This window comes from Mycobacterium sp. NAZ190054, from assembly GCF_001545925.1.
Classification (GTDB): Bacteria; Actinomycetota; Actinomycetes; order Mycobacteriales; family Mycobacteriaceae; genus Mycobacterium.
Genome location: NZ_LMVQ01000100.1, coordinates 1 through 12,146, shown reverse-complemented (window position 1 = coordinate 12,146; position 12,146 = coordinate 1). Strand labels below are relative to the sequence as shown.

The window sequence follows — 12,146 nt, the reverse complement described above, 5'->3', positions numbered from 1 at the left end:
GCGTGTGCATCTGACGTTGAGCTGGGCGCTGGCCCGCAACCCGGGCGGCAGGCAGGGGCGCCGCCCGTCGCGGTTCCTCAACGGGATCGCGCCGAACTCCCGGCGCGACGACGGCCCCAGCAAGCCGCGCAAGCCTCGTGGGCCCGCGCCCCGGTGCCGGGTCTGCAACGCGGCGCTGACGTCGCCGCCGGCGATCATGTTGCGCCGCTGCGAGACCTGCCCGTCCGACATCGACGAGCAACTGCTCGCCGAACTCAAGGACTGGCGGCTGCGGATCTCCAAGGAGATGAACGTGCCCGCCTACGTGGTGTTCACCGACAACACTCTGATCGCCATCGCCGAATCCCTGCCGTCGGACGATGCGGCGCTGGTGGCGATCCCCGGCATCGGGGCCCGCAAGCTCGAGCAGTACGGACCCGATGTCCTGGCACTGGTCAAAGGCCGCCAAAAAGCGTAAAGATCGCGCCAAAAGCGCTGGTCAAAAATGGGTTGTGCGGTTCGGCTGCTAACCTCTAGCCTCAGAGCACACAGACCACGGCCATGTGCGAGAGGAGGGTGCCCACCATGGACAGCAACGTCTTGAGCGTTTCCGGCGTAGTTGCGGCCGGCATGTCGCGCACCCTCGTCGCCCAGTTCTGGGCGCATCCCGCGCACCCCATCGCCGCTGCCGCCGCGCCGCGTAAGCGCCGCGCCGCCGCCGGCGCGATTGCGTCCGTGGAGGGCCACCTCTAGGTAGAGCCCCGAACCGCCTCCCAGGCCACGGACCCGCAATCACGGATCCGTGGCCTTTGTCATTCCTGGTCACAGATCCCACGAGAAGAGTTCACAACCCATTCGACAGCATCAACGACCAAGGAAGCAGAGGACCGACATGTCTTCGCCGACATGCGAGCAGACGAGGCCCACGGTGCCGTGCCATGTCGAGAACCCCGACCTGTGGTTCGCCGAGGATCCGCGGGATCTGGAGCGCGCCAAGGCGTTGTGCGCGGACTGCCCGATCCGGCGCGAATGCCTGAACGCCGCGTTGCAGCGTCAGGAGCCGTGGGGCGTCTGGGGCGGGGAGATCCTCGACCGGGGTTCGGTCATCGCCCGCAAGCGGCCCCGGGGGCGGCCCCGCAAAGACACCAAAGAGACTGTGGCCGCGTGAGATTCAGCCGATCCCGACGCTCACACCGCGTCGGGGTCGGCGAATCCGGGCACCATCTCCATGGCGATGCGCCGGGTGTCGACGTGCGCGTCGAGCTGGCAGGAGATCGCGACGATCGACGCGATCACCCGCATCGGGATCGCGAGCTTCGGCGGGATGTCCATCTGGCGGGCCGTCTTGATCTGACCGGCGGCCTTGTCGAGCTCGAGTGTGGTCATCTTCTGCAGCCACCTGCGGGTGTAATGAAAGACCGGCACCTCCAGCGGTTCGACGTACTGCTTGAGCATGTCGTCGATCTCGCGGGTGGACACCCGCTGGCCCTTCTGGATGAAGCCGGCCTTCTCCATGGTGGGTAGCAGCTTGTCGTAGTTCTTGTCCACGGCGTAGCGCAGGATCTGGCCGAGCTCGACGGGCCAGCCGCCCGGCATCGGGGCGACCGCCCCGAAGTCGATGACGCCCATCTTGTCGCCGGGCAGCAGCATGAAGTTGCCGGGGTGGGCGTCACCGTGCACCATCTCCAGCCGGGTCGGGGCGTCGTCGCAGAACTCGAACAGCCGGGTGGCCATCAGATCGCGCTGCTCCTGGGTGCCCTCCCGGATGATGTGCGAGAGCGGGATGCCCTCGATCCATTCCTGGATGACGACCTTGGGCGAGCTGGCGACCACGCGCGGCACCACGAAGTGCGGGTCGCCGTCGTAGGCCTTGGCGAAGGCACGCTGGTTGTCAGCCTCCAGCCGGTAGTCCAGTTCCATCTCGGTGCGCTGGATCAGCTCGTCGACCACACCCTGCACATCGGCGCCGGGGGAGAGCTGCTTGAGCACCCCGACCATCCGTTGCATGGTCTTCAGATCGGCGCGCAGCGCCTCGTCGGCGCCCGGGTACTGGATCTTGACCGCGACCTCGCGGCCGTCGGCCCAGACGGCCTTGTGCACCTGGCCGATGCTGGCCGAGGCGACGGACTTGTCGTCGAAGGACTGGAACCGTTCCCGCCATTTGGTGCCGAGCTGCTGGTCGAGCACCCGGTGCACCTTGGCGGCGGGCAGCGGCGGGGCCTCCCGCTGCAGCTTGGTCAGCGCCTCCCGGTAAGGCTTCCCGTACTGCTCCGGGATCGCGGCTTCCATCACCGACAGGGCTTGGCCGACCTTCATCGCGCCGCCCTTGAGCTCGCCGAGCACGGTGAACAGTTGCTGGGCGGCCTTGTCCATCAGCTCGGCGTTGACCTCGTCCTTCGACTTGCCGGTCAGGCGTTTGCCGAAGCCGAGCGCGGCGCGTCCTGCCATGCCGACGGGCAGCGACGCCAACTTGGCGTTGCGTGCTGCGCGGCCCCGCTTGATCTCACTCACGGGTCTATCATCCATGACGCTCCTGAACTTCGACCAACTAGTTGGCAACGCCTGATGTCAGCAGGTGCAGTCCGGATGCCGCGACCAGCGGCGCGCGGTGACCGCGCCGCTGGTGACCTCGAACTCCAGGGTGGTGTCCAGGGTCGCCGGGCTGTGGGTGCCGCTCCCGCGCACCGCGCGCACCACGTGGTCGATCTCGTGCAGCGCCAGTGCCGCGGTAGCCAGCAGGGTGGCCCGGTCGGCGCTGCCCACCGTGCGGCACAGCTGCGCGGCGACGGCCGGCCAGGCGGCGTCGCGGTCGCTGCGGTGCAGATCGGCACACCGCAGACAGCTCGTCGTGCCGGGGATCACCAGTGGGCCGATCAGCCCGGTCCCGTCGCGCACCCGGACCGGCAGGTGCGGCACCCCCGCGTCGTGGAGTTCGCGCACCACCCGGGGGTCGGCGACCAGGTAGTCGGTCAGCACCACGAGGTCGACCCGCGACGTCGACGTGTGCGTTCGGCTGCTGCGGCTGACCCGGACGTTGGCGCAGCGCAGCGACCCGGTGAGCAGGTCGGTCAGCGGGCCGTCGCCGTGCACCCGCACCGACGCCGCGCGGGCATCGGTCGGGGCGGCGGTGACGACGCCGGATTCGACGAGATGCGTCAGCAGACCGGCGACGACGGGTTCGGCCACCCCGTGGCCGGCGGCGAGCGTCTGCAGTTCGGGAGCGGTCGCCGCGCCTTGCAGCGCGCGCAGCAGGTCGGCCAGCACCGCGGCGGGCAGACCGGCGGGTGGGTGCACGATCACCGCGCGCCGCGGGTCCCACCCGACCTGCACGGTGCCGTCGGGCCGGGACAGCACCGGGGTGGCGGTGCTCAGCGCGTACCGCGTCATGCCTCGACAGTGTCACGTCGCGGGGGCGCTCAGCCGGGTTATCCACAGGGGTGGACGTCCCAGCAGCCCCGTTTGCCACAGCTATCGGCGTTTTTCAGAGGTCTACTCGCACTTCTGCTGCAGAACGCGGATGTCTGTGGCCGCTGTGGCCTCTGTGACGGACATGCGTCAGGAGTCTTTGTCGTCGTCGCCGCGCGCCTCGTCGAGCGCCTGCTCGATCGCGCTGTCGAGGTCGCTGGTGTCCCCGCCGATCATGCGGTCGATGAACGCGGCGGGTTCGTCCAGGTCCGTGGCGTCGGGCAGCAGGTCCGGATGCTGCCAGACACCGTCGCGGGCGTCGGCGCCGACGGCCTGGGTGAGCTTCTGCCACAGGTCGGCGGCTTCCCGCATCTTGCGGGGCCGCAATTCCAGGCCGACCAGGGTCGCGAACGTCTGCTCGGCCGGCCCGCCGGTCGCGCGCCGGCGGCGCAGCATCTCGCTGAGCGCCGACGTGCCGGGGATGCGGTCGCCGAGGGCATCGGACACCACGGTCTGCACCCAGCCCTCGATCAGCGCCAGCATGGTCTCGAGCCGTTCCAGCGCGGCCGTCTGCTCCGGGGTGGCCTTCGGTTCGAAGATGCCCTGATTGAGCAGCTGCTCCATCTCCGACGGGTCGGTCAGCGACGCCGGGTTGAAACCGCGGGCGAACTCCTCGATGCCGCTCATATCGATCTTGGTGCCCTTGGCGAACGCCTCGACCGCGTTGAGCAGCTGGCCGGACAGCCACGGCACGTGGCTGAACAGCCGGTGGTGGGCCGCCTCCCGGGCGGCCAGGAACGTGACGATCTCGCTGCGCGGCTGCTCCAGCCCCTCGGCCAGCGATTCCACCGCCTCCGGCATGAGCGCGGCGACTCCCTTGGGGCCCAACGGCAGCCCGATGTCGGTGGAGGTGAGCACCTCCTTGGACAGGGTGCCCAGCGCCTGGCCCAACTGGGAGCCGAACGCCATCCCACCCATCTGCGACATCATCGACAGCAGTGGCCCGGCCATCCCCTTGGCCTCCTCGGGCAGCGCCTGGGCCCACACCGTCGAAATCTGCTCGGCCACCGGATCGCACAGCCGCTTCCAGGTGTCCAGGGTGTTGTCGATCCAGTCCGTCGGCGTCCACGCCGCCGTCCTGGTGGTGCCCGCGGGCAGCGGGGTGACCCCGTCGAGCCAGGTCTCGGCGAGCCGGACCGCGTCGGCGATCGCGGTGGTGGTCTGTTCCGGGACCGGGGCGACGAAACCGATCGAGCTCGACGCCAGCTGACGGGCCAGCTCGTAGTTCACCGGGCCGGCGGACGCGCCGCCCGCCATCGAGGTGCCTGCCCCACTGAACATCTCGCCGAGCTTGGAGAAGATCTGGCCGAGCTGCGACATGTCGAACTCCCCGCCGGGGAACGCGCCACCGAACGGGTCTGGGTCCTTCTTGCGCTTGTCCGGGTCGGGGTCGTCGCCGGCGGAGAAGCCGAACGGCAGGTCAGCCATGCCCCCAACGGTACTCACCCCGGGCCGGGCATGCGGGTGCCCGGGTCACGCTGAGAGTGAACCGTGCGGTCTTCGCGGCTCGCCGCGGTGGCCGACCTCTACTGTGGGCGGCGTGAACAGGCGGATTTCCACGCTGATCGTCGCGCTGGTGCCCATCCTGGTGTTCGGGATGCTGCTGACCGTGGTGACCGTGCCCTATGTCGCTCTCGGACCGGGGCCGACCTTCGACACGCTCGGGGAGGTCGACGGCAAGGAGGTCGTCGCCATCGAGGGCGCCGACGTTCACAAGACCTCCGGGCACCTCAACATGACGACGGTGTCCCAGCGCGACGGCCTGACGCTGGGGCAGGCGCTGATCTTCTGGGCGTCGGGGCGGGACCAGCTCATCCCGCGCGAGCTGGTCTATCCGCCGGACAAGACCAGGGAAGAGATCGACGAGGCCAACACCAAGGACTTCCGTCAGTCCGAGGACAGCGCTGAGTACGCCGCGCTGCACTACCTGGAGTATCCGATGGCCGTCACCGTGGAGAGCGTCGACGAGGAGGGTCCGTCGAAGGACAGACTGCAGGCCGGTGATGCGATCGACGCGGTCGACAACACACCCGTCACGTCGCTGGAGCAGTTCCAGGAGCTGCTCAAAGACACGAAACCCGGCGACACGATCGTCGTCGACTACCGCCGCAAGAACGCGCCGATGGGCACCACGGAGATCACGCTCGGCTCCCATGCCGAACGCGAGCAGGGCTTCCTCGGGGTGAACGTGCTCGACGCGCCGTGGGCGCCGTTCACCATCGACTTCAACCTGGCCAACATCGGCGGGCCGTCGGCCGGGCTGATGTTCAGTCTGGCCGTCGTGGACAAGCTGACCACCGGTGACATCAACGGCGCGAAGTTCGTGGCGGGCACCGGGACGATCACCGGTGACGGCGAGGTCGGCTCGATCGGCGGCATCACCCACAAGATCGTGGCCGCCCGGGAGGCGGGTGCCACGGTCTTCCTGGTGCCCGCCGACAACTGCGCGGAGGCCAAGACCGCCGACGCCGACGGCATCGAGCTGCTCAAGGTCGACACGCTGGAACACGCGATCGACGGGCTGCGTACGCTTTCCGCTGGTGGCGAACCTCCCCGCTGCTGAATCGCGGGCCTGGGGCCGGTGCGTACAGTTATGTCTGAGTCATCACACCTGAGCAGCTGCTGGGAATTTCTGAGAGTGGAGTAATCGAGTGGGTATGCGGCCGGCGGCGAGAATGCCGAAGCTGACGCGACGAAGCCGGGTTCTGATCGCCGTCGCCATGGTGGTCGTGGTGTTGTTGCTGCTGGGACCGCGACTCATCGACGCCTACGTCGACTGGCTGTGGTTCGGCGAGCTGGGGTACCGGTCGGTGTTCACCACCCAGATCGTGACCAGGCTGGTGATCTTCCTCGCCGTCGCGCTGGTGATCGGCGGCGTCGTGTTCGCGGGGCTGGCGCTGGCCTACCGCACCCGGCCGGTGTTCGTGCCGACGGCCGGACCCAACGATCCGATCGCCCGGTACCGCACCGCCGTGATGGCGCGGCTGCGTCTGGTCGGGGTGGGCGTCCCGGTCGCGATCGGTCTGCTGGCGGGCCTGATCGCCCAGAACTACTGGCAGCAGGTGCAGCTGTTCCTGCACGGCGGCAGCTTCGGCGTCAGCGACCCGCAATTCGGTATCGATCTCGGCTTCTACGCGTTCGACCTGCCGTTCTACCGCCTGGTGCTGACATACCTGTTCGCCGCGACGTTCCTGGCGTTCATCGCGAACCTGTTGGGCCACTACCTGTTCGGCGGTATCCGGCTGGCGGGTCGCAGTGGCGCGCTGAGCCGGGCCGCCCGCATCCAGCTGATCACGCTCGTCGGCATCCTGATGCTGCTCAAGGCGGTCGCGTACTGGTTCGACCGTTATGAGCTGCTCAGCCACACCCGCGGCGGCAAACCGTTCACCGGCGCCGGCTACACCGACATCAACGCGGTGCTCCCCGCCAAGCTCATCCTGCTGGCGATCGCGGTCATCTGTGCGGCGGCGGTGTTCTCCGCGATCGTGCTGCGCGACCTGCGCATCCCGGCGATCGGCGTGGTGCTGCTGCTGCTGTCGTCGCTGATCGTCGGCGCGGGCTGGCCGCTGGTGGTCGAACAGATCAGCGTGCGCCCCAACGCCGCGCAGAAGGAAAGCGAATACATCAGCCGCAGCATCGCCGCGACCAGGCAGGCCTACGGTCTGACCGACGAGTCGGTGGAGTACCGCGACTACGCGGGCAACGCGTCGGCCACGGCGCAGCAGGTCGCCGCCGACCGGGCCACCACCTCCAACATCCGGGTGCTCGATCCGAACATCGTCAGCCCGGCGTTCACCCAGTTCCAGCAGGGCAAGAACTTCTACTTCTTCCCCGACCAGCTGAACATGGACCGCTACCGCGACGAGGACGGCAACCTGCGCGACTACGTCGTGGCCGCCCGCGAGCTGAACCCGGACCGGCTGATCGACAACCAGCGCGACTGGATCAACCGGCACACGGTGTACACCCACGGCAACGGGTTCATCGCCTCGCCGGCCAACACGGTCCGCGGTATCGCCAACGACCCCAACCAGAATGGCGGATACCCCGAGTTCCTGGCCAGCGTCGTCGGCCCCAACGGTGAGGTCGCCTCACCCGGCCCGGCCCCGCTGGCCCAGCCGCGCATCTACTACGGGCCGGTCATCGCCAACACCACCGCGGACTACGCGATCGTCGGTGAGAACGGCGCCCCGCGCGAGTACGACTACGAGAACAACGTCGAGACCCGCAACTACACCTACACCGGATCCGGTGGCGTGCCGGTCGGTAACTGGCTGACCCGCAGCGTGTTCGCCGCCAAGTACGCCGAGCGCAACTTCCTGTTCTCCAACGTGATCAACGAGAACAGCAAGATCCTGTTCAACCGGGACCCGGCCAAGCGGGTGGAGGCGGTCGCGCCGTGGCTGACCACCGACACCTCGGTCTACCCGGCGATCGTCAACGAGCGCATCGTGTGGATCGTCGACGGCTACACCACGCTGGACAACTACCCGTACTCGGAGCTGATGTCGCTGTCGTCGGCGACCACCGACTCCAACGAGGTGGCGCTGAACCGGCTGCAGCCCGACAAGCAGGTGTCCTACATCCGGAACTCGGTGAAGGCCACCGTCGACGCCTACGACGGCACCGTCACGCTGTACGCGCAGGACGAGCAGGACCCGGTGCTGCAGGCGTGGATGAAGGTGTTCCCCGACACCGTCAAGCCCAAGAGCGACATCACCCCGGAGTTGCAGGAGCACCTGCGCTACCCGGAGGACCTGTTCAAGGTGCAGCGCGCGCTGCTGGCCAAGTACCACGTCGACGACCCGGTGACGTTCTTCTCGACGTCGGACTTCTGGGACGTCCCGCTGGATCCGAACCCGACGGCCAGCAGCTATCAGCCGCCGTACTACATCGTCGCCAAAAACCTTGCCGAGAACAACAATTCGACGTCGTTCCAGCTGACCAGCGCGATGAACCGGTTCCGGCGTGACTTCCTGGCGGCCTACATCAGCGCCAGTTCGGATCCCGAGACGTACGGCAAGCTCACGGTGCTGACGATCCCGGGTCAGGTCAACGGTCCCAAGCTCGCGTTCAACGCGATCAGCACCGACACCGCGGTGAGCCAGGACCTCGGCGTGATCGGCCGGGACAACCAGAACCGGATCCGGTGGGGCAATTTGCTGACGCTGCCGATCGGGCAGGGCGGATTGCTCTACGTCGCCCCGGTTTTCGCATCGCCCGGTGCCAGCGACGCCGCGTCGTCGTACCCGCGTCTGATCCGCGTCGCGATGATGTACAACGACCAGATCGGCTACGGGCCGACGGTGCGCGACGCGCTGACCGACCTGTTCGGCCCCGGCGCGGACGCCACCGCGACCGGACCTGCGGCGACGGAACCGCCCGCCGGGCAGGCGCCGCAGCAGCGTCCGCAGGCCAACAACAACAACCAGCCGCCTGCCGCCGCGCCGCCGAACCGGCCCGGTCAGGCGCCGGCGCAGCAGCAACCGGAGGTGCCCGCGGCGGTGCCGCCGACCGGTCCGACCCAGCTGTCCGCGGCGAAAGCCGCTGCGCTGCAGGACGTCAACGCGGCGCTGGACGCGCTGCGGGAGGCGCAGCAGAGCGGTGATTTCGCGCAGTACGGCGAGGCGCTACAACGTCTCGACGACGCGGTGAGCGAATACCAGTCCACTAGCTAGCCACCCACGCCGGTGCGGTATCGGTTGCTCGGGCCACTGCAGGTGGTCCACGGGGGGAGCCCGATCGACGTCGGTCCGCGCAAGCAGCGGGCGGTGCTGGCCGCACTGCTGCTCGCGCAGGGCCGGGTGGTGTCCACCGACCGGCTCGCGCACGCGGTGTGGGGGGACGACGTCCCGGCCAGCATGACGGCCAGCCTGCAGGTGTATATCTCGAATCTGCGCCGGGCACTGCGGGATTCGCAGATGGCGTCGCCGATCGTGCGCCAGCCCCCGGGCTACTACGTCGAGTTCGACGCCGACGAGCTCGACGTCACAGTGTTCTCCGCGGGCTGTGCGCGCGCCGGCGCGGCCATCGACGGTGAGCGCTGGGAGGAGGCGCTCGCCGAAGCCGACGCCGCGTTGAGCCTGGTGCGAGGCGACCTGCTCGAAGACCTGGGTGACGCGGACTGGGTGCGTGAGGACGCCGCCCGGGTGGCCGAACTGCGCACGGAATGTCTGGCGAACAGGGTGATCGCGTTGCTGGCGCTCGGCAAGGTGCCGGCCGCGCTGACCGAGGTCCTGCGGCTGCGTGAACTGGATCCGCTCACCGACCGCGGCTGCCGGTTGCACATGCTCGCCCTGTACCGCGCCGGGCGCGCGCCCGAGGCGCTGGAGGTGTACGCGAGGCACGCGCGCAGCCTCGACGCGGAACTGGGCCTGGACCCCGGACCCGAGCTGCGGGCCCTGCAGACCGCGGTGCTGCGGCAGGCGCCCGAACTCACCGGCTGGCCGCGCTCACCGGAGTGGACCGGAGCGGCGGCGCTGCCGCCGCCGGAGGTGGCGACGGTGGCGGCGTCGTTGGCGGCGGAAGTCACGCCGCACCGCGCGCCACTGGTGGGACGCGAGCGTGAGTTGGCCAGGGCGGCGGAGGTTTTGGCGCGCGTCGCGGCGGGCGCGACGCGCTGGCTGGTGCTGTCGGGTCCGCCGGGGATCGGCAAGACCAGGCTGGCCGAGGAGATCGCCGGCCTGGTGGACGCCCGAGGCGGCGACGTCGCCTGGGTGAACTGCCCCGACGAACGCGCGACGCCACCGTGGTGGCCGATGCGCCACCTCGTCCGGGCGCTGGGCGCCGACGCCGACGAGGTGCTCGAATTCCCGGCCAACACCGACCCGGACACAGCGAGATTCCTCGTCTACGAACGGGTTCAGTCTCTGCTGGAGTCGGCGCCCCGGCTGCTCGCCGTGGTCGTCGACGACGTCCAGTGGTCCGACACCACCTCGGCCGCCTGTCTGGCGTACATCGCCGGTGCGCTGCGCGACCATCCGGTGCTGGTCATCGTGACCGTGCGCGACGGTGAGCACTCGCCGGAGGTGGCGCGGTTGCTCAGCACCGTGGCCCGCGGCGAGGACAACCGGCACATCGAGGTGCCCGCGTTGTCGTCGGCCGACGTCGCCACGCTCGCCAACGAGGTCGCCGAGGAGACCGTGACACCGGCCGAGGCGGCCGAACTGGCCGACCGCACCGGTGGGAACCCGTTCTTCGTGTCCGAGTACGCGCGGCTGCCCCGCGCCGAGCGGGCCGGCAACGAGATTCCGCGCGCGGTGCGGTCGGTGCTCGACCGGCGGCTGGCCGCACTGGATCCGGCGGTGGTGCAGGTGCTGCGCGCCGCCGCGGTGATCGGGGACGTGATCGACGCGTCGGCCGTGCCGGTGCTGGCGCGCGCGACCCGGCTGGACCTCGACACCTTGGCCGACTATCTCGACGAGGCCGCCGACGAGCGCATCGTCGTCGCCGCGCACGCCGGTGACGGTTATGCGTTCGCGCACGGTCTGCTTCGCGACCAGCTGCTGGCCGGCATGCCGGCGCTGCGGCGGCAACGCATGCACGCCAAGGTGGCCGAGGTGCTCGCCGACAGCACGGCGCCGGACGCACCGACGCGCCGCGCACAGCACCTCATCGCCGCCCAACCGCTGGTCGAACCGGCCGCCGTCGTGCAGGCCTGCCGGCTGGCGGCCGAACAGGCCACGGCGCAATGGAGTTCGGACATCGCGGCCGGGTGGTGGCAGGCCGCGCTGGACGCCTACGACCGGCAGCCGATGTCCGAACGCGACGACGCCGAGCGGGACGGGCTGACCGTCGAGCTGTTGGAGGCGCACTCCCGCGCCGGCCGCGGCCAACTCGTGCTCGACAGCGTCCAGCGATATCTCGGCGAGGCGTTGCGGACCGGCCGCGCCGCCAGCGCCGGCCGGGTCGCCAGCGCACTGTTGCGGGCCAGCGGCGGATGGCCCTGGCTGGCGCCGGGCAACGACGCCGGCGAGCTGCTCACTTCGTTGGAACGCGCGGCGGCGCTGTCGGAGAACGAGCCGGCGTCGGCGGCCCGGGTGCTGCCCGCACTGGCGGTCGGGCATTGCTACCACCCGGATCCCGCCATCGCCGAGGCGCTGCTGGACCGGGCCGAACGAGTGGCCGAGCAGACCGGGAATGTCGACGTGCTCGCCGACGTCCTGGTCGGGCGGCTCATCACGTTCTCCGGTGTCGCGACGTACAGCCACGAGACGCTGCAATGGGTGGAGCGCCTGAATGCGTTGGGCCACAGCAGGTCCCGTGAAGACGCCGTGATCGCGCATTCCGTGGCGACGATGGCGGCGATGAATCTCGGTGACGTGGCCGGAGTGCGCAGGCACGTGCGGGCCGGGATCGCGGGCAGCGAGGAATTGCAGCTGCCGGTGTTGCGCGCCCAACTGCGGTGGATGGAAGCGGTGCTGGCGATGTGGACCGGTGACTTCGCCGAGGCTGCACGCCACCACGCCGTCGCCACCCATGTACACGAGCGGACCGAGCTCTACGAGGCGGGCAGCGGGCTGTTGGCCACCGCGTCGCTGCTGCGGGAGCGGGGCGGTCCGGTGGGCGAGGACTGGGCCGGGGCCGAGCCGGTCGGCGCAGTACAGCCTCGCCGGCGCCACGATGACCGTGGTGCTGACGTCGGACTCACCCACCTGCAGGTACAGCCGGTGGTAACCCATCGGCAGGTCGGCGGGCAGCTC

General features: G+C 69.6%; 9 protein-coding genes. 6 read left to right on the top strand and 3 right to left on the bottom strand.

Annotated features, from left to right (window positions below; translation table 11 throughout):
• The 3 genes from ASJ79_RS08985 to ASJ79_RS08975 all read left to right on the top strand — a co-directional run.
• On the top strand, nt 1–457 hold a 457-nt coding region (locus ASJ79_RS08985; protein WP_197420139.1), incomplete at its 5' end, for an HRDC domain-containing protein.
• 107 nt (nt 458–564) lie between these two features.
• The gene (locus tag ASJ79_RS08980; RefSeq protein ID WP_156448348.1) at nt 565–732 is read left to right on the top strand and encodes a hypothetical protein; all 168 of its coding nucleotides are present in this window, start codon (nt 565–567) and stop codon (nt 730–732) included.
• A gap of 139 nt (nt 733–871) precedes the next feature.
• On the top strand, nt 872–1,147 hold the full coding sequence (locus ASJ79_RS08975; protein ID WP_067954361.1) for a WhiB family transcriptional regulator: 276 nt from the start codon (nt 872–874) through the stop codon (nt 1,145–1,147).
• A 20-nt stretch (nt 1,148–1,167) separates the two neighbouring features.
• On the opposite strand, the gene ASJ79_RS08970 is transcribed toward ASJ79_RS08975, so the two are convergent.
• From ASJ79_RS08970 to ASJ79_RS08960, 3 genes are all read right to left on the bottom strand, one after another.
• On the bottom strand, nt 1,168–2,505 hold the full coding sequence (locus ASJ79_RS08970; protein WP_067954360.1) for an AarF/ABC1/UbiB kinase family protein: 1,338 nt from the start codon (nt 2,503–2,505) through the stop codon (nt 1,168–1,170).
• A gap of 42 nt (nt 2,506–2,547) precedes the next feature.
• A complete protein-coding gene (locus tag ASJ79_RS08965) occupies nt 2,548–3,366 on the bottom strand; it encodes a cyclodehydratase (RefSeq protein ID WP_067954359.1) in 819 nt (272 codons plus the stop codon).
• Nucleotides 3,367–3,534: 168 nt separating this feature from the next.
• On the bottom strand, nt 3,535–4,890 hold the full coding sequence (locus ASJ79_RS08960; protein ID WP_369803632.1) for a zinc-dependent metalloprotease: 1,356 nt from the start codon (nt 4,888–4,890) through the stop codon (nt 3,535–3,537).
• A gap of 94 nt (nt 4,891–4,984) precedes the next feature.
• On the opposite strand from ASJ79_RS08960, the gene ASJ79_RS08955 reads away from it, so the two are divergent.
• The 3 genes from ASJ79_RS08955 to ASJ79_RS08945 form a co-directional block, all read left to right on the top strand.
• Nucleotides 4,985–6,007: a PDZ domain-containing protein gene (locus ASJ79_RS08955; RefSeq protein ID WP_067954365.1), complete on the top strand. Its 1,023-nt coding sequence runs from the start codon at nt 4,985–4,987 to the stop codon at nt 6,005–6,007.
• A gap of 88 nt (nt 6,008–6,095) precedes the next feature.
• The gene (locus tag ASJ79_RS08950) at nt 6,096–9,122 is read left to right on the top strand and encodes a UPF0182 family protein (protein WP_067954357.1); all 3,027 of its coding nucleotides are present in this window, start codon (nt 6,096–6,098) and stop codon (nt 9,120–9,122) included.
• Between the two features lie 12 nt (nt 9,123–9,134).
• Nucleotides 9,135–12,146 (top strand): BTAD domain-containing putative transcriptional regulator (locus ASJ79_RS08945; RefSeq protein WP_156448347.1); only part of this gene is annotated, 3,012 nt, incomplete at its 3' end.